This window comes from Sorangium sp. So ce385, assembly GCF_051474135.1.
Classification (GTDB): domain Bacteria; phylum Myxococcota_A; class Polyangia; order Polyangiales; family Polyangiaceae; genus Sorangium; species Sorangium cellulosum_D.
The window spans coordinates 11433645-11460117 of record NZ_CP150337.1; the positions used below are offsets into that span (position 1 = coordinate 11433645).

The window sequence follows — 26473 nt, forward strand, 5'->3', positions numbered from 1 at the left end:
GTACAGCGCCGCCCGCCTGCCCTCTCCAGCAGGACCCGCCTGCCCTCTCCGGCGGACCCAACGGGCGCGCCGCGAGGAGCGCCTTGACATCGCGCGGAGGTTTCGCACTTGCTATCCGTTCAGGGGAGGGCACCCCCCTGGCCGGCGACCTCGTGAAGATCCTAGAGCTCCACCTCCTCGCGTTCGGCCCCTTCACGGATCTCCGGCTCGACTTCTCCTCGCCGTCGCCGGGCCTGCACGTCATCTACGGCCCCAACGAGGCCGGCAAGAGCACCGCGCTCCGGGCGATCCGCGGGCTGCTCTACGGCATCCCGCACATCACGCCCGACGCCCACCTGCACCACAACACCGATCTCCGCGTCGGCGGGCGGCTCGCGGGCAGGGGGGAGGCGGCGCTCGCGTTCGTCCGCCGCAAGGGGCGCGTGAAGACGCTCCGCGACCCGGACGACAACCCCCTCGACGACGCGGCGCTCGCGCCGCTGCTCGGCGGCGTCACGGAGGAGCTCTTCCGCACCTCCTTCGGGCTGGATCACGACACGCTCCGGCAGGGCGCCGAGGCGCTGCTCCAGGGCAAGGGCGACGTCGGCCAGAGCCTGTTCGGCGCGGGGCTCGGCGGGCCGGGGCTGCAGCAGCTGCTCGCCACGCTGCGCAACGAAGCGGACGAGATCTTCACGCCCCAGGCGAGGACCCGCCCGCTCAACGAGGCGATCAAGGCGTTCGAGGAGGCGAGGAGCCGCGCCAAGGCCGCCGCGCGGCCGCCCGCGGACTGGACGCGCAAGCGGCAGGAGATCGACGAGGCCAAGGCCGAGCAGGAGCGCGTCGACGCGGAGCTCCGCGCGCTCCGGGCGACCGACAAGCGGCTCAGGCGCGCGCTCCGGGTGCTCCCGCTCCTCGAGGCGCGGCGCGCGATCGTCGGCCGGCGCGCCGCCCTCGGGGACGTCGTCCTCCTGCCCGAGGGCGCGCAGCGGGATCGCGAGGACGCGCAGGAGCGCGCCGCCGACGCGGCCGAGCAGGCGGCGCGGCTCCGCGCCGACATCGAGGAGCTCGAGGCCCGCCACGCCGCGCTGCACGTCCCCGCGTCGCTCGCCGAGCTCGATCCGGGCGCGGTCGACGGCCTCGTGACCCGGCTCGGGAGCCACCGCAAGGCCGCCGTCGACCTGCCGCGGGTGCGTGCGGAGCTCCACGGCATCGAGGAGGAGGCGCGCGCGATCCTCCGCAGGCTCGGGCGGGACGCCTCGCTCGTCGGCGGCGCCGAGCCCGAGCGGCTCGAGGCGATGCGCGTCGACGTCGCCACCGAGGCGCGCATCAAGAAGCTCGCCCGCGAGCGCGGCGCCGTCGAGGCCAAGCCGCGCGAGGTGGAGCGGCTGCTCGCGGCGAACCGCGCGCGGCGCGACGCGTGCGCGCGCCGGCTCGCCGAGCTGCCGCCGAGCGAGGACCCCGCCCCGCTCCGGGGCGCGCTCTCGCGCGCGCAGAAGCAGGGCGACCTCGAGCACCGCCGCCGCGAGGCCGCCGCCGCCGCGGCGCAGCTCGCCCGCGAGGCCGACGCGCAGCGCGCCCGGCTCGGCCTCGGCGCGCCGGCGCAGCGGGCGCGCCTCGACATCGACAGCGCGCCTGCGCAGCGGGCGCGCCTCGACAACGACGGCGCGGCCGGCGACGCCGCCTCGCCGGCGAGCCGCCCGCTCTCCGCCGCCGAGGCGAGCGCCCTGCCCGTCCCGCTCCCCGAGACGGTCGACCAGGCGGCGGCGCAGTGGGGCGCCATCGCGCGCGAGCGGGATCGGCTCGCCGAGCGCGCGGCCGAGGTCGAGGCGCGCCTGCGCGAGAGCGCGCGCGAGATCGACGCCCTCCAGCGCGCCGGCGCGGTCCCCACGGAGGCCGACCTCTCCGAGGCGCGCGAGCGCCGCGACGCCGCCTTCAAGGCGCTGCTGCGCGCGCTCCAGGCCAAGGGGAGCGCCCGCGCGTCGGCGGCGATCCACACCGCCACGCTCTTCGACCTCGGCGCGGACGTGGCCGCCTCGCCCGGCGCGGGGCGCAGGCCGGCGCTCGGCGCGTCGGGCGAGGCGGCCGCGCGCGGCAAGGCCGACGAGTATGCCGAGCTGGTCCGCGTCGCGGACGCCCTGGCCGATCGGCTGCGCCGCGAGGCCGACCGGGTCGCCCGGCTGGCGCGGCTCCTCGCGGACAAGGCGCGGGCCGAGGCGGATCAGGCGCAGCTCGCCGCGGAGCGCGCCGCGCTGGCGCGCCGCGCGGAGGAGGCCGAGGGCGCGTGGGTCGAGCTGTGGCGGCCGGCGGGCGTCGCGCCGCGCTCGCCCGAGGAGATGCGCGGCTGGCTCGGCCGCTACGCGGGCCTGACCGCCACGGTCGACCGGCTGCGCGCGGCGGAGGCGGAGGCCGAGGCGCTGCGGGCGCGGATGCAAGCCCACGCGGCCGAGCTCCACGCGGCGATCCAGGGCGCCCGCGCGGCGGGCGGCGCGCGCGGGGACGGCGGCGGCGCGGGCGCCGGCCCCGCCGGGCCGCTGGAGGACGCGGCCGCGCGCCTCCCGGCGCTCGTCGAGGCGGCGGAGCAGGAGCTCGCGGCCATCGAGGGCGCGGCCCGCGAGCGCCGCGAGCTCGCGCGGGAGCGCAAGGAGCTCGAGCGCGAGCTCGAGGACCTCGAGCGGGAGCGGGCGGAGCACGCGCGCGCGCTCGAGGCGTGGCGGGCCGGCTGGGCGGAGAGCGTGCGGGCGCTCGGCCTGCCCGGCGATGCGTCCGCGGACGAGGCCACGGCGATCCTCGACGAGCTCGGCGCGCTGTTCCGCAAGGCGGACAGCGCGGCCCACGAGCGCCGCCGGGTGCTCGGGATGGAGCGCGACGCACGCACGTTCGCGGCCGACGTGGCCGCGCTGGCGGCCCGGCACGCGCCGGACCTGGCCGAGCTGCCCGCGGACCAGGCCGCCGATCAGCTGATCAAGCGCCACCACAAGGCGCGCGCCGACCTCCGTGAGCGCGGCGAGATCGCCGAGCGCCTGGCCGAGAAGCGCCGCGAGCGGGACCAGCAGGAGGCGCGGCGCGCGGCCGCCGAGGCGCGCCTCGCGAAGCTGTTCGAGGCGGCGGGCGTCGCGCGCACGGGCGACGTCGCCGGCGACCTCGCGGCGCTGTCGCGGGCGGAGGAGCGCTCGCGCGAGGCGCGCCGGCTCGACCGCGAGCTCGTCGAGAACGAGGGCAAGCTCCTCGAGGCGGGCGAGGGCGCGGGCGTCGCGGCGCTGGAGCAGGAGACCGCGGGGGCGGAGCGGGACGCGCTCGCGCTCGAGCTCGACCGCGCGGAGCAGCGGCTCGCGGCGCTGGAGGACGAGCGGCGCCGGATCGATCGGGCGCTCGGGAGCCTGGAGCAGGAGCGCGAGCACCTCAGGGCGACGGTGGGCGCCGCGGAGGCCGCCGTGGAGGCGCAGATCTGCCTCTCGCACCTGCGCGGCGAGGTGCGCCGCTACGTGCGTGCGCGCCTCGCGGCGGTGCTGCTCGATCGGGAGATCGAGCGCTACCGGGAGCGCAACCAGGGGCCGATCCTGGCGCGCGCGAGCGCGCTCTTCCATCGCCTGACGCTGGGCGCCTTCGCCGGCCTCCGGGTCGGTTACGACGAGAGCGAGCAGGCGATCCTCCGCTGCGTCCGCGCGGCCCCTCCGGCGCCGGCGCCGGCGTCGGCGGACGCGGCGGCGGAGCCCGCGAAGGCGCCGGTGCAGCGCGAGGTGGACGTGACCGGCCTGAGCGACGGCACGCGCGACCAGCTCTACCTCGCGCTGCGCCTCGCGAGCCTGGAGCACCACGCCCGGACGGGCGAGCCGATGCCGCTCATCCTGGACGATCTCCTGATCCATTTCGACGACGACCGCGCCCGGGCGGCCCTCGCGGTGCTCGGCGAGCTGACGGCGACGACGCAGGTGCTGTTCTTCACGCACCACGCGCGTCTCTGCGAGCTCGCGCGGGAGGCGGTGCCGGCCGAGGTGCTGCGCGAGCACCGGCTGCGCTGAAGGCCGGCGTCCCCTGGTGCCGGGCTGCGGCGGTCGCGCAGGACCAGGGTTGAAACGCAAGGACGCAAGGGGCAGAGGCGCCTCACGGCCGAGGCGGCCCTGGAGACCGAGAGTTCAACGCAAAGGCGCAAAGGCGCAAAGGCGCAAAAAGACAGAGATAGATCGGGCGAATGCGACGTTCGAAGCGGTCGCACGACATGAGGACTCAACGCAAAGGCGCAAGAGACACAGAGACAAATCACAGGGTATCAAGACCCAAATCCTTAATCTTCTTTTTTGCGCCTTTGCGTTAAATTCTCTTCACATCATCTCTTGACACCTTCGCGTCACCGCCCTCACGACGTGAACAGCCAGGCGATGCTCGCCGCGCCGATCAGGAAGATCGCGGCCGTGAAGATCAGGATGGCCGTCCTGTCGGGCCGGTAAGCCCCGCGCTCGATATCGCTGTACGCCCGCAGGTACCGCACCGCGGCCCACGCCATCAGCGCCATCCCGAGCAGGACCATCCCCGCGCCGAGGCCGACGACCTCGCGCAGCATCGACCGCGGCCCCACCTGCGCGGCCCCGGGCGCCGCCTCCAAGAAATAGAGGCTGAACCTGTTGAGCGTGATGCCGAAGCTGAGCAGCGCGATCGCCGTGCGCACATAGGCGAGGTGCGTCCGCTCGTTGGCCAGGTGCTCCCGCGCATAGGCCTCCGTCCGCTTCGCGCTCTCCTCACCGGGCATGGCCGACCGCCCTCCTCACCGCACCGCGCGACAGCCGATCACTCCCGGCTGTACCGGTCGTCGAACCACGGATACGCCGTGTTCGAATAGCCGCGGACCTCCCAGAATCCAGGCCGATCCACGGCGCTGAACGTGATCCGCTTGATCCACTTCGCGCCCTTCCAGGCGTAGAGCTGGGGAGTGATCATCCGCACCGGGCCGCCGTGCTCGCGCGGCAGCGGCTTGTCCTCCCAGGTGTGCACGAGCAGGACGTCCGGCAGCATCGCCTCCTCGAGCGCGAGGTTCGTCGTGTAAGGGGTCCGCGTGCCGGGCGCGATGTCGCTCGCCTCGATCAGCACGAAGCGCGCCTCCGGGAGCGGGCGCGCGCGCTCGGCGAGATCGGCGAACCGGACGCCGACCCAGCGGTTGTCCATGCGGCTCCAGGTGGTCACGCAGTGGAAGTCCGAGACGTCGAGCGTCTGCGGCAGCTCCATGAACTCGTCCCAGGAGTAGGTCCGCGGCGCCTCGCACAGCCCGTCGACCCGGAGCTGCCAGCGCTCGGTCGGGATGTCCGGCGTGTCGCCGAGGTCGAGCACCGGCCAGTTCTTCACCTCGCGCTGCCCCACCGGCAGCCTCGGCATCCCGTGCCGGTTCGGCGGCCCGCTGCCCATCGGCGCCACCCCGGCGAAGACGCCCTTGCCGCGCGCCGCCTGCCGCTCGGCGAACGCCTGCTTGCGCTCGATCAGCGACCTCGTCCGCCGCCCTGCGTCGTCCTCCATGGCTTGACCATGGCGACCGCCCGACGCGCCCGCAAGCCCGCGCTCACCCGCCCTTGCGCCCCGAGAGCTCCACCGAGGCGGCGTCCACCGACACCGACGTCGGGGGGCCGAACTTCTTCACCTGAACGGTGACCCCGAGGGCCGGCGTGTCGTCGAGCACGCGCTCGATGATCCGCTGGGCGAGCGTCTCGAGCAGCTTGTACGAGGCGGTCGTGCCCGCCTCGACGACCAGGCTCGCCAGCCCGTCGTAATCGAACACCCGCGCTCGCGCGTCGGCGCGCGGCAGCAGGGCGACCGGGAGCTCCACCTCCAGGCACACCACGAAATCCTGGGGCAAGTCGCGCTCGGCGCGGGACACGCCGTGCTTGGCGCGAAAGCGGATGCCGTCGAGGCGGATCCGGTACGTCTGGATCGCAGACTCCATCCGCGCCCCCCTAGCACGCCTTCCGGCCGGCTTCCGCCGAAGGTTGCGCGGCCGCAGGCTCGCCCGCTCGCGGCGGCCCTCGGGGCGCGCTCCAGCGCGGCGCGCGGCGCCGCGCCCCCGGTCAGAGAGGCCGCTTGAAGCACACGGCGTCGATCTTCGCGGCGAGCTCGCTGCGCAGGAACTGCACCGGCTCCCAGCCCTCCTGCCCGAACCGCTTGAGGACCGGGTTCCACCCGGACGCGCTCGTCACCTCGAGGACCTGGGCGTCGCTGACCTGCGCCGTCTCGGCGTCCACGCACCGCACCTCCCACCGGGGCGGATCGGACCCCGCGTGCACCGGCGGCACCAGGAAGCGCGGCGCCACGTACGACGCGGAGCAACCGAAGAGAAACGCGACGGCCATGGCTGTTCCGGAGCTGAGCTTCGGCATGAGCAATCCTTTCCTGCGAGGTCGACTCGCGAAGGCGTATCGGCGCTTCGTGCGCCACGTCAACAGGGAACGGCGCGCGCAATGGCGCGAGCAGCTGCGCGCCGGCGCGCATGTGCAGCGCGACATGGCCGAGGATCTCGCCGCTCGCGCCACCTCCGACGCCATCCGCGCATAGCGGCGCCGCGCGCCGGCGCGCGCCGCGTCACCTACCGCTTCCGGGCGAGCGCCTCGCGATCCTTCACGATGAGCCGCCGCCCGGCCACGTCGAGCACCCCCTCCTTCCGCAGCGCGCCCAGCGTCAGCGTCACCGTCTCCCGGGTCGAGCCGATCACCTGCGCGATCTCCGCGTGCGTGATCGGCGCGGAGATGAGCGTCCCCCGCGGCGTCGGCACGCCCCAGCGCTCCGCCGCGTGCAGGAGGAACTCGGCCAGCCGCCCCCCCACGTTCTTGAACAGCATCGACTCGATCCGGTCCTCGGTCTCCCGCTGCCGCGCGACCAGGAGCGCGAACACCGCCCCCCCGAACCCCGGGTGCTGCGCGCAGAGCTCGCGGATGAGCGCGAGCGGCACGCGGACCACCTCGGCCTCATCCATCGCGACGGCGCGCTCCGTCCGCGTCTCCAGCCCGCCGAGGCACGACTCGCCGAGCACGTCGCCCGTGCCGCGGTAGCTGAGCGGGAACGCGGCGCCCGCGTCGTTGATGCGCTCGACGCGCGCCCGGCCCCGGCCGAGCACCACGAGCGTGTCCGCAGGGGCGCCCTGCTCGAAGATCGCCGCGTCGGACGCCACCACCTCGAGCACGGCGGCGTCGGTGACCGCGTCGCGCACCGCGCGGTCGACCTGCGCGAAGAGCGAGGAGAGCCGGAAGGCGCGCGCCACCCGCGCCTTCACGGGATCGGTCGGCTGGCGCCCGGTATCCGGCGCGTACTGGGAATCCAGATCGCTCACGGGTAGAGCAAAAGCGTAATCCATACTGCGTAGGTTGGCACACAGGAAACCCCGGGAATCGGGCGCTCGAGGGGGCGAGCAGGCGCCGGGATCAGCGTCCGTCGCGGTCGAGCAGCACGACGATGTCCCGGTCGAGCGCGCCGTCCGCCGCGCGGGCGAACCGCTGAAATCGCGGGTAAGCGTCCGGTTGCACGCGGCCCGCGGGCAGCTCCAGGAAGCGATCGAGGAGCAGCGCGCCGCCGTCGAGGCGATCGCTCACCCGCACGGTGCGCCCGTCGTTGTCCGCCGCAAACGGAGCGAGCCGCGTGGCCACGCGCGCGCCCGGGGGGAGCTTGACGCGGAGCCGCACCTCCGAGCGGGTCGCGATCTGCTCGGACAGGTAGAGCGGCGTCTCCCGGACCGGCAGGCTGGCGAGGCTGGCCACGCGCACGCCGAAGGGCGGCGAGAGCACGAGCTCCGGCCCCTGCGCGCGCGCGAAGCTCGCGGCCGAGATCTTCATCTTCAGGGTGAGCGGCCGGTCGATCTCGGTCAGCTCCTTCACCTGGATCTCCTGGAGCCGCGCCCCCGGCACCATCTGCGGCAGGAGCCGCGACTCGACCGCGTCCCGGAGCTGCGCGTCGGGGAGCGACTCCAGCGCCGAGCGCAGCGCGATCGCGAGCTTGCCCTCGTAGCGCTGCTCGATCGACAGCGACGCCGAGCCGTCCCGGGCCACCTCGGCGACGCCCTCGGTGACCACGCCGTCGTGCGCGCCGGACGAGGGCGTCACCTCGCGCGGCGCCCCGGGCCGCAGCACGATCGCCGGCTGCCCGCGGAGGGAGCTCGGCAGGTAGCCGTACGGCGCGAACTTGTCGCGCACGAACATCCAGCGGGCCGCGCTCGCGCCGGGCTCGTCGCCGGTGTCGACGCGCACCGCGAGCGCGCTCCACGTCTCGGCCTCGCTCATGGGGCCGCGCGGCGGCGCGGCGAGCCGGTCGCTCACGACGCCGTAGCCGGCGTCGATCCCGACCAGGCGGCACAGGTAGAGGAACGCCTCGGTCCGGTTGCCGCTCTTGCCGATGACCACGCGGCGGCCGTCGTTCTCGCGCCCCGCCTCCACGTTGGCGAGCACCCACCGGTAGATGCGGCGCGCCTGCTCGTCCTTCGACGGCGCCGCCCCCCCGGCCTCGCCGCCCGCCGCGCCGCCGCCCCCGGCGGCCTTCCCCGCCGCGCCGCCGCCCCCGGCGGCCTTCCCCGCCGCGCCGCCGCCCGCGGCGCCCGGCGCGATCGGCGTCCGCGCGATCGACCGCGCGATGCGCACGAGCCGCGGGTCGCGCGGCGTCTCGTCGGCGGCCGCGTCGACCATGCGCGCGATCGTGTCCGCCAGGGTGATGCCCCAGCCGACGCGGACGTTCGGCAGGAACTCCGCCATCGGCGCGCTCGCCGGCTCCTCCGGGAGCGCGGGGCTCTTGTCGACGCGGTAGCGGCGGGTGACGAGCGCGCCGGACTCGACGATCTCCGGGGCGGGCACCGGGCCGGAGACCTCCACGTCGAGGGGCCGGCTCTTCGGCGACACGATGATGAACTCGCTCCGCCAGTAGGGGACCTTCTCCTCGCGGAAGAACCAGCGCGGGCCCTGGAACGTGAGGCCCCCCTGGCCGTCGCCGCGCAGGACGAACAGGTTCTCCACCTCGATGTAATCGCCGACCTCGAGGTGCGGCATGGTCACGGTCGGCTTGTCCTCGATGAACTCCGGCTCGTGGATCGACCCGTCGCGCTTGACCGTGCGCAGCTTGAGCACGAGCCCGTCGGGCACGCGCTGCTCGGCGTGCTCCTGGATGGCCTCGCGCGACTGGATCCGGATGATCTCGTGCTGGAGCATCCGCGCCGAGCCGTCCTCGTGGATCCACAGGGCCGCGTAGTCGAGCACGCGCGCCGCCGTGCCCGGCATGACCTCGCCCGAGGCCTCGTGCTCGGCGATCACCCGCTTCCCGTCGAGCCGGTAGGGGCTGAGCTCCGTCGTGCCGTCGAGCAGCTCGATCGCGTCGCGCAGGCTCGAGGTGTCGGAGCCCGTCCGGATCGCCTCGATGAGCGCCTTCTGGAGCGCGTCGCGCTCCCCCCGGGCGAAGCGCGCGTCGGCGAGCGCGAGGCGCGCGTCCGCGTCGTCCGGCGACCTCGCGAGCGCGCGCTCGAGCTGCTCGAACGACTCGGCGCGCTTGCCGGCGCGGGTCAGGAGGTCGGCGATGCGCAGCGCGATGTCCTTGCGGTCCCGGCGGACGGCGCCGAGGCGCTGGAGCTCCCGGATGGCCGCCGCGTAGTCGCGCCGATCGATCGCCCGCTCCAGCTCGATCTCCGCGTCGGGGTCGAGCCCCCGGATGCGGGCGGCGAGCTCGTCCGCCTGCGCCACGTGCCCGTCGGCGTCGTGGATGCGGAGGAGCGCGCCCAGCACCTCGACGTCGTCCGGGAAGCGCGCGGCGGCCTCCTTCACGGTGCGGACCTGCTCGACGCGCCAGCCGAGCCGCGAGTACATCGCGGCGAGCGTCTTCAGGAGGTCGGGCACCTCGCGGAACTGGTCGGCGAGCGCCTCGACCGTGCGGGTCACCTCGGACAGGCCCGCCTTGTCGGCCTCCTCGAGCGCGAGCCAGAAGCGGGGGTACCAGAGCTCCGGGTCCTTGGCCGCGGCGCGGGCGCGCACGTCCTTCACGAGGTCGCGGCCGTCGGACGGCGGGAAGATCGGGTCCTTCTCGAGGAAGACGGCCTGCGCCGCGAGCGCGGGGCCGGTGGCGCGCGCCGGATCGGCCACGAGCGGCTCGATCAGCACCGCGCTCACGTCGTCCTGGCCCTCGAGGTGCGCGATGGTCGCGGCGAGGTAGCGCGAGATCGGGTCGTTCACGTCGCGCTCGGGGCGCGGCGCGCCGCGCAGCCCGAGCGCGCGCGCCACCTTCGGTACGGGCTGCGGCGGCACCCCGAGCGCGTTGAGGAACGGCTCGATGGGGTTGGGATCCGGCAGGACCTCGGGCGGGAAGAGCGCGTACGGGGGCGTCGGATCGGCGGACGTGGCCACGCCGAGGGGCGTGCCGTCCGGCGCGAGCAACCGGATGGAGGTCTCGCCGCTGCCGACGCGGGCGAGGATGCGGTGCCGGCCCGGGCCGAGGCGCAGGCGCGCGCCGAACCTGGGCCAGATCCCCCACTGCTTCATGTCGCGCGTCAGCACCTCGACGTCGTCGACGAGGATGGCGAAGGCGCCCTGGACCGCGATGATCAGCTCGCGCTCGGCGGGCAGGTCGACGAAGGTCTCGACGTAGAAGATGCCCCTGGCCCTGCCCTCGCCGCGCGCGTCGGGCGCGACCGCGGAGAGCTGGCAGCCGCGGCGCTCGGCGCCGAGCACGCGCGGCGGGTCGGCGCGGCGGGGATCGCGCGGGAACACGGGCGGCCAGGGGCCGGCGCGCTCCGCCTCGTAGCGCACGCGGTGGTCGCTCTCGGCCAGGTGGCCGAACGGGCCGGCGAAGCGGGCGTCCTCGATGCACCCGTAGCGGCGCGCCGCGACGTCGATGAGGGGCGCGGCGGGCGCGGCCCCGGCGCCGGCGCTGTCCGCGCGCGCCGCGGCGGCCGCCTCCTCGGGTAGCCCCTCGATGCTCCACCACTCGACGAGCTCGGCCCGCGCGCGCCAGCCGAGGTTGCCGGGGCGGTCGATCGCGCGCAGGACGACCTCGCGGGACTTTTTCCAGAGGCCGACGACGCTGGAGCGCAGCCCGAGCAGGTGATTGGCGGCGAACCAGCCCACGAGGGGGGCGTCGGGGTGCGCGCTCACCCGCGCCGCGTCCACCGCCTCGAGGTAGGCCACCGCGGCGCGCGCGTTGCGGCCGTGCGCCTCGTCGTCGATCGCGCGCCCGAGCGACGCGAGCATCGACTTCGCCCCGATCCCGTCGAGGCGCTTGCGCGCCGCCTTGACGCCCGCGGGCGTGCCGCCCGGGACGAGGAGCTCCCCGAGCAGCCAGCGGCCGACGACCTCGCCGTCGGTCGAGCGCGCGCCCGCGTCGCGGAGCGAGGCGATGGGGTCTGGCGCGCGGGGCGCGGTGGCCGCGCTGCATGCGCCGAGCGCGAGGGCCAGGGTGGCGGCGCCGGCGAGCCGGAGGAGCGAGGAGAGGGGGCGAGGTGCGCGCATCGGCTCGGTCCTTAGCGCGAGCGACCGCGTGCGCACAGGTACCCCGCGTTCACGCGGGTCGGGTGGACCGCAGCCAGCTGCGTCCGCGCTCACGCCCCCGCTTCGACAGCGCTGGCGACCTGCTGAAGGAGCACCGCCTGCTCGATCACCTCGGGCGGCACGCCCAGATCCTCGCGCGCCCCGGCCACGTCGTCGCGCGCCCCGGCCACGTCGTCGCGCGCCCCGGCCACATCCTGGCGCGCCTCGCCGGCGTCCTCGGGCGCCGCGCTCACATCCTGGCGCGCCTCGCCGGCGTCCTCGGGCGCCGCGCTCACATCCTGGCGCGCCTCGCCCGCCGCGCTCTCACCCACATCCTGGCGCGCCTCGCCCGCCTCCTCGCGCTCCGCCGCTCGGCGCAGCGCCGCGATCTCCGCCTGCGCGGCGACGAGCGCCTGCTCGAGCTCATCGTGCAGGGCCTGGGGCGCGCCGGCCGTATCGCGCGCCTCGGACAGCTCGCGCTCGAGCTGCGCGATCTTCCAGCTCGCGGCGCGCAGGTCGGCCTCGCTCGCGGCGGCGCTCCGCGCCAGCGCGTCGAGCTGCTGCCGGAGCGCCTCCACGGCGCCGCCCTGCCCGCCGTTCCCCGGGAGCGCCCCGCCCGGCCCACCGCCCGCGGCCTGGCCCGGCCCGCCGCTCTCGGCCGTCCCCGACGCGAAGGCCGTCCCGAGCTCGTCGACGAGCTCCTTGCCCACGCGCTCGCTCTCGAGCAGCTGCGCCTTGAGCGACGCGATGACGTGGCCCCGATCGCGGAGCGCCGCCTCGAGGCTCGCGATCTCGGCGGCCGCCGCCTCGCCGGGGTCGCGCTTCTCCAGCTCCACGGCCCGCTGCTCCAGCGCGACGACGCGCTGCTCGAGCTCGACGATGCGCGCCTCCAGCAGCAGCCGGCGGGCGTCGAGGGCGCTCCGCTGCTCCTCCAGCGCGCGGTTCTCCCGCTCGATCCGCTCCACGCGCTCCTTGAGCCGGTCGCGCTCGCGCGCGAGCTCGGCCCGCGCGGCCTCGAGCTCCTCGTGCTTCGCCGCCGCGCGCCGCGCCTCCTCGAGCGCGCGCTCGCTCTCCTGCGCGCGCCTGCGCGCGGCGTCCCGATCCGCCGTGATCTTCGAGAGCTCCCGCCGCGCCCCCGCCGCGGCCGCCTCGAGCTCCTCCACGCGCGCCGCAAGCGCCGGGTCCGGCGCCGCGACGGCGGGCCTCGCCTCGAGCTCGGCGATCCTGGCGCGCGCGGCCTCGAGCTCGGCCGTCGCCGCGTCGAGGCGGTCGCGGGCGCCGGCGATCTCCGGCTTGTTGCGGATCATGCCGAGCTCGAGCTCGACCTTGGTCCGCGCCCGCTTCTCGTCGTCGAGCTGCTTGGCGAGCCGGGTCGCGCGGTCGCGCTGGCTGCGGAGCTCCTCCTCCATGTCGCGGATCTGGTGCGTCAGGCGCTCGGCCCGGACGTGGGCGTCGCCCGCCCTCGCCTCGACCTCCCGCAGGCGCGCCCCGCGCGTCTCGAGCTCGGCCTCCGCCTCGGCGAGGCGCGCGGCCGTGGCGACCGCGCTCTCGGCGCGGGCCCCCGCGTCCTCGCGGTCGCGCTGGTGCCGGGTGCGCAGCGCGGCGAGCTCGCCCCCGAGCCGCTCCGCGCGGCCCTCGGCCTCGGTGAGCGCCTCGGCCGACGGGCCGGCGGCCGCGACCGGGAAGTCGGCGAACGGCAGCTCGATGACGGCGAACGCGTCGAGCCGCGGCAGGCGCTCGCCGGCCACGGCGATGAACCACTCCGGCTCCTCGGAGCCGTCGAGGATCGACGTGTCCACGCTCACCTCGGGCTCGCCCTTCGGCGCGAACTCCGCGACCGTATAGCCGACGAACGGCGCCTGGCCGACCATCCGCACCTGCTTGAACTGGAGCGCCACGAGGTCGTAGAGCGCGTAGTAGCCGGGCGCCGCGCCGCGCCGCGCGCCCGCGGGGAGCAGGCCCCTGGCGACGTCCGGGTTCGGCGACGCGATGATGGCGGTGCCGCTCGCGGCGGTGAGGCGGCGGGCGCGCCGGAGGATCTCGGCCGGGTCGGCGAAGATCGAGAGGTCGGGGATGACGAGGGTGTCGAAGGCGCCGTCGCGCACGCCGAGGTCGCCGTCGAACACGGCGAAGCTCGGGTGCGGCTGCCGGCCGGGCGCCGATCGCGCGAGCTTCTCCGCGACGCGCGCGGCGTCCGGATCGTAGGCGTGGACGAGGCGCGCGCCGCGCTGGAGCAGCCGGTCGGCGAGGCCGATGGTGGCGTCACCCAGGACCGCGACCCGCCGGCCGCGCACGAGCGGCTCGAGGTACGCGCTCAGCACCAGGGCGGGGTGGAGCGCAGCGGGGGCGGCGTGCCGCGGCGAGCCGGCGGCGGCGAGGGAGGACTCCGTCGTCATGGTCCCGTCCTCTTACGGCGCTGGGGGCCGGGAGTCCACAAAGCGCCGTGCAGAGTTGCAAGGAGGCGCCTGGCGCCCGCCCCGCGCGCCCCGCCCCGAAGCGCGGCGGCCGTCGCCCATGACGCTCTGCGTCTTCCCCAACCCCGTGTTCCTCAGCCCCGTTCGTCGCTCCCGGTGTCATCTCCATGACACACGCGCGTCGTGGGAAGCGCTGCGATACGACGCGCGCGCGTCGCGGGCAGCGCGGCGATGTCCCATTGCATGCGACCGGGCTCGACAATGCTCCTGCACCGAAAGAACCCGGAAGTCGACTCCTTGGCTCCTCGGCGGCTCAACGTTCCTCTTCCCTGATTCTCTGACGAGCATCGCTCTGGCGCCGAGCGAGCTCTGCCGGGGGCGGTCAGCGGAGCACGGTCTCACAGCCGAGGAGGATCTGAATCTTCGCGGCGGACGCGTTCCTCGCGGCGACGCAGGTGTCGGGGCACAGCACGAGCGCCGTGGGCGAGCTCGGGTCGTCGTAGCGCCAGCCTGGACCGTCGCAGCCGGGGCTCTGCGGCAGGATCTCCTGCGGCGCGCCGTCGAGCCCGAACAGGACGTTGACGTCGTTGAACGCGATCTGCCCGCCGGCCACCTCGGACGGGACCTCGTACTCGCACGGGAGCGCCTGACCCGTCACCTTCGCGAGCGCGCTCTGGAACTCGACGGCGATGTTCGTCGCCTTGACGAGGACCGCCTCGTCGGTGCCGCCTGCGGCGGCGATCTGGTTGGCGATGCTCTGGTCGACGCCCGGCAGCCCGATGACGAAGGTGCGCACCGGCGGTCGATAGCGCGCGCCCGCCGCCGCGAGGGCCGCGATGGCCGCCGGATCCTCCGGGTTCGCGCCGCCACACTGGGGCGCGGGCCCCTGCGGCTTCCCGTCGGTGACGAGCAGCACGGCGGAGGCCTCGCCGGGGTGGTTCTGCGCCATCTCGATGCCCTGGAGCAGCGCCCCGCCCAGCGCCGGGTAGATGGGCGTGCTCAGTCCGTCCGGCGACTCGGCCTCGATGGCGTCCACGATCGCGCCCGCGTTGTCCGGGAGCGGGTCGAACGGGACGAGCGGCGTCTTGTAGGCATTTTGGTCACATGCCGGCACGTCGTCCGCGGCGCGCGGAAAGAAGCGCAGCGCGACGCGCACGCCGGCGAACCGCGGGCTGTTGACGAACGCGGTCAGGCCGACCTTCGCGCTATCCCACTTGTCTCCCTCCATGGAGGAGGATTTGTCCATCATGATGTAGAGATTGAGGGGGACGGCGATCGCCTCCTCGGTGACGAGCCCGCAGGCGGCGTCCGGGTCGGGGCGGGTATCGATGGGCGCGTCGCCCAACAGCCCTCCATCCGGGTCGAGGTCTCCGCCCGAGCCGGCCCCTTCCGACGAGGACGACGCCGCGCCGATCCCCGAATCCGGGGCGCAGGCGCCGTGGAGCCCGGCGGCGGCAGCGAGCCCGAGCAGGGAGGCGAGCGAGAGTCGGTGGAGCGGTTCGAGGCGCATGGGCGTGCTGGCGTACGGTAGGGACGGCGCGGAGCCGGCGCAGGAGTGCAGACCCCAGGAGCGCAGACCCAGACTACCGGAGTCGGTGGCAGGCGCGAGGGGCGAATCGCGGGATCGTGAGCTGGCTCGCGGCGGCGCAGCGCGGCACGGCGGTGTCGGTGCGTGCGGCCCGGCGCGATGGGTCCATGGGGCGCGTGGGGTGATTACCGTCAGCGTGACAAAGTCTTTCCGAAAAGCGCGCGAAGGTGCAGAATTAAGCATGCGCGTGCGCTCCCTCCTCGGAACGGCTTTTGTGCTTGCGATGCTCTCCGCGCTCGGCTGCGCCGAGAGCAGCTCGATCGACGGTCCCATCGGGCCGGTCTCGGGCACCGGCGGCGGTTCCGGATCGGGCGGAGCGCCGAGCGCAAGCAGCGCAACGACGACGTCATCGAGCAGCAGCGCGGCTGTCACGAGCGGCGCGGGCGGCGAGGGCGGGGGCGAAGGCGGCGCGGGCGGGGGCGAGGGCGGCGCGGGTGGGGAGGGCGGGGAGGCGGGCAGCGGAGACGGGGGTGGCGGGGGCGAGGTCACCGATCCTTGCGCGATGGGGTGCCTCCCGGGCACGCACGATATCGACGGCAGCCCGCTCACGGGCGAGTGCGGTTGTGAATACGCGTGTACGCCGACCTCGACGACCGAGGATCCGATCGACGGTGAGTTCGTCGACGCCAACTGCGACGGCGGCGACGGGCTCGTGGAGCGGTGCGTCTACGTCTCGGCCAGCATCGGGGACGACGCCAACAGCGGGACGCGCACGGCCCCGGTGCAGACGATCGCCACGGCGATCCAGGTGGCGCAGGAGAGCGCGGTGCCTGCGGTCTGTCTGTCGGGCGAACTGTACGAGGAGGCGGTCACGGTCGTGTCCGGCATCAGCATCTATGGCGGGTTCGACCACAACGACCCTGACTTCAAGTTCCGCAGGACCTCCGCGGTGACGACGACGGTGCGCGCGCCTGGTACGGTGTTCCACGCGCCGTCGATCGAGCAGACGACGCACATCGAGGGCATCACGATCGAGGCGCTGAAGGCGACGACGTCCGGCGCGAGCACCTATGGAGTGCGCCTGGGCGGCGGGCTCGCGCAGCTCTTCGTGCGGTACAACATCATCCGCGTGCAGGACGGCCAGGACGGCGCCGCGGGAACGAACGGGGCGGCGCACACGGCGGGGACGGCGCCGGGGGGGAACGCGGGAGAGGTGGGCTGCGACGGCTGCAGCGGCCGCGGGAATGCCGGCCCAGCCCCCGTATGCGACGAGCCTGGCGGGAGAGGCGGGTATGGCGGGCATGGCTCTGCCACCGGAGCGGCGGGCCATCCGGGCAGCCAGGGCGCGACGGGCGGAGCGGGAGGCCCCTCGCACGACTGTGGGGATCCCGAATATCCAGGACAGAATGGCGCGCCGGGCACGGCCGGGGCGCAGGGGACGCCGGGGACAGGGGGCGCGACGCTCGGCACCATCGCCTCGGGCGTCTACCAGCCTGCGAACGGCACCAATGGGTTACCGGGAACGAACGGCGGTGGCGGCGGCGGCGCGGGCGGTGGCGGCGGCGGTACGTGCGTGATCGGCTATAACGATCGCGGTGGTGGTGGCGGCAGCGGCGGATGCGGCGGGCTCGGCGGCCGCGCCGGCCAGGCCGGCCGAGGTGGCGGCGGGAGCTTTGGCGTCTTCGCGGCGGCCGGACGGGTGGTGGTCACCGACAACAAGATCACGACCGGAAAGGGCGGCAATGGCGGCCGCGGCGGCAACGGCGGAGCGCGACAGCTCGGGGGGAACGGCGGCAATGGAGGCTCCGGGCCCGATGACGCCGCCAACGGCGGCACCGGAGGCCGAGGTGGCAACGGCGGCGACGGCGGCCCCGGCGCGGGCGGCGGGGGCGGACCGAGCGCCTGCCTGGCGCGATCCGGGAGCGTCATCGCCACGCTCGACGACAACAGCTGCACGACCGGCACCGCCGGCTTCGGCGGCGCTGGCGGCACAAATCCGAGCGGCGGCGCCGCGGGCGCAGGGCAGAACGGCACGGCGGAGCCGAATCTGCAGATCAACTGACCAGCTCCGCCGAGCTCGAGGAGCTATCTCCCGACCCGTCCCAGGTCGATCTTCGTCACGACAACGCTGAGCTCGCCCTGAGCCACGACCTTTACGTCATTGCCGAAATCCAGCGCGCCGTCATTGAGCCCGACGACCACGATGGACTTCGTCCGCGGATCCGTGTCGATGCCGACCACCGCTTGCCCTGCCGCAGGATCACCGAAACGACCGCTCCAGAGGTGCGCTCCGCCGGCGCTCAGCTTCGCGACTGTCCAGTCCCGGTCCTGTCTGCCGCCGAGCGGCCCGCCCCCGAAGTCAACCGCGCCTGCGGCCCCGGTGCCGACCACGATGTCTCCTGAGGTGTCGACGGCGACGTGAACCCCGAAAGGCGACGTGGAATCGAGGCCCGATCCAATACCTAAATTGGATTCGATAGCCAACTGGGACGACTCATCACCAAATCTCAGCGACCACAGGTGGTTCCCCGCGGACGAGAGCTTCACGAGAAGGATGTCCGAGTCTGCCGGTCCGCTGGTCTGCTGGGCACCCTCGAGCCCGCGGGCTTCAACGGCGATCGCTCCTGCGAGAGCCCCAGCCACGAGGATGTCCCCTCGCGCATCCACGTCGATGTCGGTCACCCAGGCATCACCCTCTCCTTGGAGGGGAATGGTCCAATCCATCTTCCCTGTGGGCAAGAGTTTGAGCACGAAGGCTCCAGCCCCCGACGGGCTCGGGGCGGAGCTCTCGTCGAAGCCGCGCTCGGCGAATCCCCTGAACCGGCCGCCCACGACGATGTTGCCGCCGGGATCCACCGCCACCGCCTTGGCCTCGATGGTCCTCGTCGCCGTGGTGTCTTCTGGGTCGCCCAACTGAAGGCTCCACAGGACATTACCCGTCTCGCCGTCCAGCTTCACGACGAAGGCGTCCTTCGATGATGCAGTCGTCAGGGTCGACGAACCGAGGCTCACCTCACCATTGAAAGAGCCGACCAGGACCACGTCACCGTCGGGCGTAGCCGCCGAATCCAGGACACGGAGGCCGCCCGTCCCCGTGAACAAGTTGTGCCGCCATAGCAGATTGTTGTCGGGCGAGAATCTGGCCACGAAGCAACCATCCTCATAGGGATTGGGGGCCGTGATGGAATCGCCAGTGTCGAACTCGATCGCTTCCTCGTAGGACCCCGACAAGACAACGCTATCGTCAGGCATGATCGAAAGGCGCGATCCAAAGGCTCCATCGGGGTTATCCACCGACAGCCATCGACTGAAGGCGTGGCTACCGTCCGGCTTCAGCTTGGCGAGATAGAAAGCTAGCCGAGATGATATCAGCGGCAGGCCACCGAAATCAGTCGTACCTAGAAAGCTGCCCGCGAGGAGGATGTTGCCCTTCGAGTCGAGCCGAGCGCTCTCGGGGAAGACGAACTCATGACTTCCGAAGCTTTTCGCCCAGAGCGTTCCTGAGCAGGAATCTTCGTCGCAGTCCTCGAACTCGCCGAGCCCCAGGACCTGAGCACACGAAGCAGTGCCCAGGAGGGCCCCCAGACCGAGCACGCCGATGGCGCGAACGAGGGGCGGAGAAGTCGAAGCGCGGCGCATGATGACGCATGAGGCCCCAAGCTCCAACGCCCGTCAAGGCTGAAGCAAGACGCACACAAGCCCTGCTGGCTCGCGCCGCAAGGCATCCTCGCGCGGCATCTCCGCCGAGCACCGGGCGGGCCTCTTCCGGTTCCAGCGGCTTCGCGGCAGATGGGCCGGTCGGAGCGCTCGCGGCAGGCTCAAGCGACTGCCATCGCTCGCGCGCGCACATCGCGACAGGCGCAGGCGGTTCATGCCGATCGTCGACGGCGCACGCGGTCCCGGAAAACGCGACGGTCGTCGGGAGGGCGCCGTTACGCACCCGAGTGCGCGCAGCGGATGAACCCATGGGGCCGCCATGTCAGCCTCAGCGACGGGTGGAAGCAGAGGTGGGAGCACCGGCGCCCGAACAGGTCGACCCGCCCCAGCTCGCGCCCGCAGGGCCCCGCCCGCCCCCCGTCGGGCCGTCGTGCCCGCCGTACCATCCGTGTCTGGCCGGGACGCAGCTCGCGAGCGCAGCCCAGGAGAAGCGGCCCGTCGCCATAACGGACGCTCGTCCGCTCGAAACGCCCGCGCCTCCAAGCCCGTGGAGGCGCCTCCGCTAGACTGGAGCAAAGTGATGGCGCCCCGCCTGAACGCGTTGCTCGCGCACCAAGGCCGGCTAGAACGGCTCCCGGCCGCGACCAGCGCCGAAGACAGGAAGGCCCCCCATGACCACCGCGATGCAGATGCCCATGATGCCGCAGACGATGACCCCGATGATGGCGACGCCGGAGATGGCCGCTGGCGCATCAATGATGCCCGGCATGGGCATGATGCCCAGCATGATGGGCATGGGTATGCCGATGATGCCCATGATGAGCATGCCGATGATGTCCAATATGATGGGCATGGGCATGGGCATGGGAATGCCGATGATGCCCAGCATGATGGGCATGGGCATGATGCCCAGCATGATGGGCATGGGCATGATGCCCGGCATGATGGGCATGGGCATGATGCCCGGCATGATGGGCATGGGCATGCCGATGATGTGCAAGATGTCCTGTGAGATGACGAAGGACGGGATGACCTGCAAGATGACGCCGGCCGAGGGCATGTCCATGGACATGCTCAAGGAGCGCTGCGAGGCCATGACGCGGATGATGTCGTCCGGAATGCCGATGTTGATGATGTGCGGCGGGATGCCCATGATGATCGGCATGTCGACCATGACCAAGTAGCACCGCCACCAGGCCTTTCTTTCTTGCAGCAAAAAAAACGCCGGCGACCGCCGGCGTTTTTTGTTTCCCCTCCCCCCCGGGGGAGACCCGCCCTCAGGGCGCCGACAGCGAATAGGTCATCACCAGGTACATCAGGGAGTCGACGTTCGCCGGGTTGCGGTAGACGTGCGGGACGTCGGCCTGAAACACGAGCGCATCGCCGGTCGCGAGCAGGAACCGCTGTCCGTCGACGCTGATCTCGACCGTCCCCTGGTTCACGATGATGTTTTCCGTCGTGCCGGGCGGGTGGGGATCGGCGTTCTCGATGCCCAGCGCGGCCAGGCGCAGCTCGTAGAACTCGACCGTTCTCGGCGCATCGAACGGGAAGAGCGCGCGGGACGTGAACTTTCCGTCGTGAGAGGTCAGCCGCTTCGCGCGGTCCCCGCGCAGCAGCATCGGCCCGCTGGACGAGCGATTGCTGACGAGCGCCGAGAACGGCACGCCGAGCGCACGGGCGATCTTCCACACGACGTTGATCGTGGGCGCGCTGCGGCCGAGCTCGACCTGCCCCAGCATGGCGCGGCTGACGCCCGAGACCTTCGAGAGCCGCTCCAGAGACAGCCCGCGCCGCGTGCGGAGCCGCCGGAGATTCTCCCCGACCACGGCCGTGAGATCTGCCGGCGAGTCGGGGTGGGCGACCTCATACGTCCACGACTCGTCCAGCTCCGGATCGCGCTCGCTGGGCTTGGCCTGCTGCACGTCGAGCGCGACCGGCAATGCGCCGCTCACCGGGGGAAGATCGCTGTTCTGTCGGACGGATCTCATAGCGCGATGGGCGCCACTCTACACGGAATCCCCAAGCCAGCAACACAGCCACGTTCGTCACTTCGCCGTAACGACTGTAAGCCTCATCAGGTGATTTCCGTGACTCCTAGGATAACGCCTGAGCCCGCACGCGATGTCCCTGTCGCATTTTCCCTCCGGCGCGCTCGCCTCCCCAGCAGGCTCGCCCTCCCTCGCCGCGCCCCCCTCCCCGCGCCCGGCCGCCGGCCCGGGCCCCCATCCAACCGTCCCTACCGCCAGGGCGCCGGAACGGCTACAACCTGAGCTCGTTCCGTGGGCATGCTGGCGCAGCGCGCTCGGAACAGCGAGGACCTGCCGATGGACCACGACATCGACGACGTCATCGACGGCCGGTACAAGCTGCTCGAGGTGGTCGGCCAGGGAGGCCATGGCGTCGTCTACCGCGCCCTGGACCAAGAGACCGGCACGCACGTCGCCGTCAAGTACCTGCGGCCCGAGTTCTCCAGCGATCCCGCCCTGAAAGCCCGCATGCGGCGCGAGGCCAGCGCCATGGGCGCCCTCTCCGGCACCAGCGCGACGCAGGTCTTCGCCTTCAGCGAGGCCCCCGACGGCACGCTCTACATCGTGATGGAGTTCCTGAAGGGCAGCGACCTCGAGACGACGCTGCGCCGGCTCGAGGCGCGCAACCAGCGGCTCCCCCTCGCCCGGCTCCGCGAGCTCTTCCGTCCGATCATCGACACGCTCGACGCCGCGCACGCCCGCGGCATCGTCCACCGCGACCTGAAGCCCGCGAACATCTTCGTCCTCGACGGCGACGCAAGCGGCCCGCCCTCTTCGCCCTCGCCCGGCCGCAAAAGTAGCGCAGAACACGCGATCCACGGCGGCGCCCCGGCCGGCGACCCGATCCGCGCGGCTGCGGGCGACGGCGCCGGCGGCGGCGCGCCGGCCGATCGCGGCGCAGCGACCCAGGGATGTGTGCGCTTGCTTGATTTCGGGCTTGTCAAGGTCATGCAGGCCGACCCCCTCACCCGCGAGGGGGCGATCCCGGGCTCGCCCAGCTACATCGCGCCCGAGGTCTGGAAGGGCCGGCCTCAGGAGATCGACCACCGGATCGACATCTACTCGCTCGGCGCGGTGCTCTTCCGCGCGCTCGCGGGCCGCCTGCCGTTCGCCGGGGCGAGCCGGGTCGACATCCTGCTCGCGGCCGCGCGCGGCCCACGCCCCAGCCTGCACGCCTTCCGGCCGGATCTGCCGCCCGAGGTGGACGCCTGGGTGGCCCGGGCGCTCGCCGTCATCCCGGAGGAGCGCTTCCAGGACGTCCGGGCCCTCTGGAGCGCGCTGGAGCCGCTGCTCGACCGCGCCGCTCGGGCCGAGGCCGAGGCGGCCGGCACGATCCCGCGGTGAGCACGTTCCCTACCCGTGCGCCTTGCGACGCAGGAAGCGGCGCTGGTAGCGTGTTCCGGACCATGTCTCAATCGAGGGCCGCAGGATGAGCTCCTCGCCCGGTCTGCTGCAGCCGAATACGCGGTTTCGCGATCGCTATCAGGTGCTGCGCGTCATCAAGGCGGGCGGCATGGGCGCCGTGTACGAGGTGATGGACGACGTCACCGCGGCGCGCCGCGCGCTCAAGGTGATGCTGCCCAGCCTCCTCGACAGCGAGGAGCTGCGCGCCCGCTTCGCCCTCGAGGCCCGCATCACCGGCATCATCGAGAGCGACCACATCGTCCGGACCTCGGACGCCGGGGTCGACGACGAGACCGGCACGCCGTTCATCGTCATGGAGCTGCTCCGCGGCGAGGAGCTCGGCAGCCTCCTCAAGAAGCGCGGCTCCCTCCCCCCCGAGGACGTCGCGATCTACCTGTTCCAGGCCGCGCTCGCGCTCGACAAGACCCACGCGGCGAACATCGTCCACCGCGACCTCAAGCCGGACAACCTGTTCGTCACGGTCCGCGACGACGGCTCGCCGTGCGTGAAGATCCTCGACTTCGGGATCGCCAAGGTCATCGAGCAGCACCACGCCTCCACGCTGACCCGGCAGATGCTCGGCACGCCCGTGTACATGGCGCCCGAGCAGATCCGGGCCGAGCGCAACGTCGGCCCGCGCGCCGACATCTACGCGCTCGGGCACGTCGCGTACGCGCTCCTCGTCGGCGAGTCGTACTGGTCCCAGGAGGCCGAGGCGATCCCGTCGCCGTACCTGCTCGCGGCCGAGCTCCTGCGCGGGGCGATGGAGTCGCCCAGCGTCCGCGCGGCGCGCCGGCGCTCCATCACGCTGCCGAGCGCGTTCGACGGCTGGTTCTTCAAGGCCACGGCGCTCAAGCCCGAGGACCGCTTCGACCGCGCGTCCACCGCGGTGAGCGCGCTCGCCGCCGCGCTCGAGGTGCCGCTCCCGCGGACGTCGCGCGTCGTGCTCCTGCCCGAGCCGCCGTCGCCGAGCCCGAGCCCGAGCCCGAGCGTGAACCCGAGCCCCACCGACCCGACGCAGCCCTCGCGGCCCGGCAAGTCGGTGGGCTTCGCCGACGTGCCGACGGTCACCGTGCCCGAGCTGTCCAAGACGCCGCCGTCGCGCCGCATCCCGCTCTCGCCCCCCTCGCCGCCGCCCACGTCGAGGGCCCCGGAGACCCGGCCCCGGCCGTCGGAGGCGCCGGGCCGGACGAGCTCCTCCGCGGGTGAGCCGTCGAGGAAGTCCGATCCCACGTCGCGGCGCGAGCGCGCCGGGCAGCGGCGGTTCCACGTCCGGGCCGACACGACGACCGGGGTCCTCCACGTGAAGGTGTGGGGGTTCTGGGACATCGACGAGGGCAAGGCGTACCTCGAGGAGTTCCGCCAGAAGGCCGCGACGCTGCTCAAGCTCGGGAAGCCCTGGTACGTGCTCGCCGACATCGCGGACTTCCCGCCGCAGAAGCCCGACGTGAGCCCCTATGTCGAGCAGACCATGGCGTACGCGGTCGAGCACGGCATGCGCAAGGCGGCGAACCTCGTGAACAGCGCGCTCTCGAAGATGCAGATCTCCCGCCTGTCCGCCGCCATGGGGCTGCCCGAGTACTCGTTCTTCACCGCGGAGGCCGACGCCCTCGCGTGGCTCCTGAAGGGCTGAGCGCCCCCGGGCCGGGCGCGGGGGGCCGCTCGCCTCGCCGGGCGCTCGAGCCCCGCGCGCTGCCGTCACGCGCGGGGCCGCTCGCCCGGCCGGGGCGCGCGCGGCCCCGCGCTCAGCCGAGGACGAACCGCCGGATGCGCCCGGCGAGGCTCCGCACCTTCTCCTCGGCCTCGATGTAGCGCTCGGCCGCGTCGCGCAGGTGGGCCTGGCGCGAGGCCATGAGCAGGCTGAGCTCGATCACGAGCTGCGGGCGCGCCTCGATGATCGGCTGCAGCGCCTCCTTCGTGATCTGGTAGAGCACCACCTCGTCGACGGCGCGCACCGTCGCGGTGCGCTCCTCGCCCGTGAGCAGCGCGAACTCGCCGAAGACGGCGCCCTTCTCGAGCGCCGCCACCGTCGAGTCCTGCCCGTCCGGGTGCCGCACCAGGACCTCGACCGCGCCGGACGCGACCACGAACATCGACGAGTCCCGCTGCCCCTGCAGCACGATCCGGTCGAGCGGGCCGTACTCGATCCGGCGCACCTTCGTGGCGAGCTTGCGGAGCTCGCGATCGAGCAGCGGCTTGAAGACCGGCGTCCTCCGGAGCAGCGTCATGATGTCCTCGGCGCTCGCCTCCCGCGGCGCCTTGCTCGGCTCGTCGAGCTCGATCGACGCCGCGGCCCCGTAGCCGTCGCGCCGCTGCAGCGCGGCGAGCAGCGACGGGTTCTTCTCCATGTACGCCTCGAGCAGGCTCGCGTTCCGCGGGATGCACTCGTCGCCCGTGTAATCCATGAGGTTCCGCTCGGCGGCCCAGCGGGCCACGTCGTTCATCGACTTGCGGTACTGCCTGCACGCGGCGGGGAAGATGCCGTCCTGATCGCCGAAGAGCGCGGTCAGCGCCTCGGGCATGAGGCTGAGCCCGAACAGCCGCATGTCGCCGCGCTGGTGCCAGAGCGCGAAGTCGCGCCACCGCGGGTCGAGGTGCGCGAGCTCCGGGAACGCGAGCACGCTGTTCTTGAGCACCGCCCGCTCCGCGTCGCGGAACACCCGGTGCCACGTCTCCTGCGCGTTCCACAGGTTGGGGCCGGCGAGCTCGATCGCCTTCTGCAGGTCGGCGTGGTGGGCGTGCAGGAAGGCGAGCGTGGCCTTCTGCTTGCGCATCAGGTTCGTCAGGCTCACCGGGCCCGCCGCGAAGAAGCCGGCGGCGCGCGGCGCGATGTGCCGCAGCTCCCAGACCTGCTTCCAGGCCCCGACGTCGACCGCGGCGCGGATGGGCGCGAACGCCTCGCCGCGCTCGAAGGCCTCGCGCTCCCCCGGCGACAGCATGTCCGGGTACTGCTCCTTCACCGCCTCGAAGATGCCGAGGCACGTGAGCAGCTCGAGGTAGAGCCCCACCCGGAGGAGCCACCGGGGGTCCGGGAGGTTGCGCCGGTGCTGCTCGAGGTCCTGATGGATGGCCCGGAGGTACAGGAGGGCCTTGTCCATGCCGATGGTGAGCACGGGGAACCACGGGTGATAGCCGACGTGGAGCTCGTCGATCCCGAGCGCCCGCTGCTGGATCTCCGTGTCCGCCTTGACGAGCCGGTCGAGCAGGCGCGCGTAGAGCGAGCCGAACCGGCCGGTGTCGAAGATCTCGATGTCCGTCGACTCGGCGGAGACCGTCCTGCCGGCCTCGCTGAGCTTGATCTCGACCCGGAGCTGCTGCCGGAACAGGCTCGCCAAGGTGAACGGATCGGCGCCGTCGGTGATGCGCCGCCGGAACGACTCGGGCAGGTCGACCCAGTGATAGCCGCCGCCGGTGTCCTCGCCCGGGGGGTGCGGCACGAGCTGCCGCGCGGGGGCGATGGTGGCGACGTAGACCGTCTGGTGGAACGAGTTCCACGGCGCGGGCTCGAGCATCGGGACCGGGTAGGACGACGTCGAGACCATCTGTGGGCTGAGCGGCAGGTCGATGATGCCGGGCACCGGGCACGGCTCGCCGTCGCCGGGGCTCGCCGGGAGGAACCACGCCGACATGGTCACCTCGAACGATCGCTCGAAGGGCGCGACGAACGCGTAGAGGTCGCGCAGCCGGTAGAGCAGCCACACCTCGTCGCCGAGCTCCGACGGGTCGCCCGAGGTGTTGATGCAGCCGACGCGCTCGCTGCACCCGTGCCCCGGGTAGAGCGCCTCGTCGACCGGCCGCTTGCCCGGCTCGAACGGGATGAACTCCAGCGACGGCGAGAGCTCGGCCGACTCTTCCTCCGGGCTCTGGCGCGCCTCGAGCTGCCGCAGGTACTGGCGGACCCGGGCCAGCTTGTCCTCCCAATCCATGCCTTCAACGCGGCTCATCAGCAGCCGCTTGAACTGCCTCTGGAACTCTTTCGGGGTCATCATGCTGGGTCCACCT

General features: G+C 73.3%; 17 protein-coding genes. 5 read left to right on the forward strand and 12 right to left on the reverse strand.

What is annotated here, in order from left to right:
* Positions 1–152: 152 nt before the first annotated feature.
* Positions 153–3998, forward strand: a complete 3846-nt coding sequence (locus WME83_RS41770) for an AAA family ATPase (protein ID WP_437315287.1) — start codon at positions 153–155, stop codon at positions 3996–3998.
* Between the two features lie 335 nt (positions 3999–4333).
* Here WME83_RS41770 and WME83_RS41775 read toward each other — a convergent pair whose 3' ends face one another.
* From WME83_RS41775 to WME83_RS41790, 4 genes are all read right to left on the reverse strand, one after another.
* Complete coding sequence (locus WME83_RS41775; protein ID WP_437315288.1) at positions 4334–4723, reverse strand: YidH family protein; 390 nt, start codon at positions 4721–4723, stop codon at positions 4334–4336.
* Positions 4724–4761: 38 nt separating this feature from the next.
* Positions 4762–5481: a molybdopterin-dependent oxidoreductase gene (locus WME83_RS41780; protein WP_437315289.1), complete on the reverse strand. Its 720-nt coding sequence runs from the start codon at positions 5479–5481 to the stop codon at positions 4762–4764.
* Positions 5482–5524: 43 nt separating this feature from the next.
* Positions 5525–5905 (reverse strand): dihydroneopterin aldolase, encoded by a 381-nt coding sequence (locus tag WME83_RS41785; RefSeq protein ID WP_437315290.1) that lies wholly within the window; start codon positions 5903–5905, stop codon positions 5525–5527.
* Positions 5906–6026: 121 nt separating this feature from the next.
* Entirely contained in the window at positions 6027–6335 is a 309-nt protein-coding gene (locus WME83_RS41790) for a hypothetical protein (RefSeq protein ID WP_437315291.1), read from the reverse strand.
* Here WME83_RS41790 and WME83_RS41795 point away from each other — a divergent pair.
* Complete coding sequence (locus tag WME83_RS41795) at positions 6334–6510, forward strand: hypothetical protein (protein WP_437315292.1); 177 nt, start codon at positions 6334–6336, stop codon at positions 6508–6510. The two genes, WME83_RS41790 and WME83_RS41795, sit on opposite strands and share 2 nt — an antisense overlap.
* A gap of 31 nt (positions 6511–6541) precedes the next feature.
* On the opposite strand, the gene WME83_RS41800 is transcribed toward WME83_RS41795, so the two are convergent.
* The 4 genes from WME83_RS41800 to WME83_RS41815 all read right to left on the reverse strand — a co-directional run bounded on the left by WME83_RS41800 (position 6542) and on the right by WME83_RS41815 (position 15365).
* On the reverse strand, positions 6542–7282 hold the full coding sequence (locus WME83_RS41800; RefSeq protein ID WP_020740255.1) for a Crp/Fnr family transcriptional regulator: 741 nt from the start codon (positions 7280–7282) through the stop codon (positions 6542–6544).
* A gap of 91 nt (positions 7283–7373) precedes the next feature.
* The gene (locus WME83_RS41805; RefSeq protein ID WP_437315293.1) at positions 7374–11423 is read right to left on the reverse strand and encodes a hypothetical protein; all 4050 of its coding nucleotides are present in this window, start codon (positions 11421–11423) and stop codon (positions 7374–7376) included.
* Positions 11424–11512: 89 nt separating this feature from the next.
* Complete coding sequence (locus tag WME83_RS41810; protein ID WP_437315294.1) at positions 11513–13837, reverse strand: hypothetical protein; 2325 nt, start codon at positions 13835–13837, stop codon at positions 11513–11515.
* A 400-nt stretch (positions 13838–14237) separates the two neighbouring features.
* Entirely contained in the window at positions 14238–15365 is a 1128-nt protein-coding gene (locus WME83_RS41815; protein ID WP_437315295.1) for a vWA domain-containing protein, read from the reverse strand.
* 301 nt (positions 15366–15666) lie between these two features.
* Between WME83_RS41815 and WME83_RS41820 the strand changes: the two genes are divergently transcribed.
* Positions 15667–17445: a collagen-like triple helix repeat-containing protein gene (locus WME83_RS41820; RefSeq protein WP_437315296.1), complete on the forward strand. Its 1779-nt coding sequence runs from the start codon at positions 15667–15669 to the stop codon at positions 17443–17445.
* A gap of 23 nt (positions 17446–17468) precedes the next feature.
* Here WME83_RS41820 and WME83_RS41825 read toward each other — a convergent pair whose 3' ends face one another.
* From WME83_RS41825 to WME83_RS41835, 3 genes are all read right to left on the reverse strand, one after another.
* On the reverse strand, positions 17469–19022 hold the full coding sequence (locus WME83_RS41825) for a hypothetical protein (protein WP_437315297.1): 1554 nt from the start codon (positions 19020–19022) through the stop codon (positions 17469–17471).
* A gap of 640 nt (positions 19023–19662) precedes the next feature.
* On the reverse strand, positions 19663–20220 hold the full coding sequence (locus WME83_RS41830) for a hypothetical protein (protein WP_437315298.1): 558 nt from the start codon (positions 20218–20220) through the stop codon (positions 19663–19665).
* Positions 20221–20317: 97 nt separating this feature from the next.
* Positions 20318–21028: a helix-turn-helix domain-containing protein gene (locus WME83_RS41835; RefSeq protein WP_437315299.1), complete on the reverse strand. Its 711-nt coding sequence runs from the start codon at positions 21026–21028 to the stop codon at positions 20318–20320.
* A gap of 336 nt (positions 21029–21364) precedes the next feature.
* On the opposite strand from WME83_RS41835, the gene WME83_RS41840 reads away from it, so the two are divergent.
* Together WME83_RS41840 and WME83_RS41845 are read left to right on the forward strand one after the other, a co-directional pair.
* A complete protein-coding gene (locus WME83_RS41840) occupies positions 21365–22411 on the forward strand; it encodes a serine/threonine-protein kinase (protein WP_437315300.1) in 1047 nt (348 codons plus the stop codon).
* An 85-nt stretch (positions 22412–22496) separates the two neighbouring features.
* A complete protein-coding gene (locus WME83_RS41845) occupies positions 22497–24104 on the forward strand; it encodes a serine/threonine-protein kinase (RefSeq protein ID WP_437315301.1) in 1608 nt (535 codons plus the stop codon).
* A 112-nt stretch (positions 24105–24216) separates the two neighbouring features.
* On the opposite strand, the gene WME83_RS41850 is transcribed toward WME83_RS41845, so the two are convergent.
* Positions 24217–26460 carry a cyclic nucleotide-binding domain-containing protein gene (locus tag WME83_RS41850; RefSeq protein ID WP_437315302.1) on the reverse strand — a complete coding sequence of 748 codons (2244 nt, stop codon included), beginning with the start codon at positions 26458–26460 and terminating at the stop codon, positions 24217–24219.
* Positions 26461–26473 lie beyond the last annotated feature (13 nt).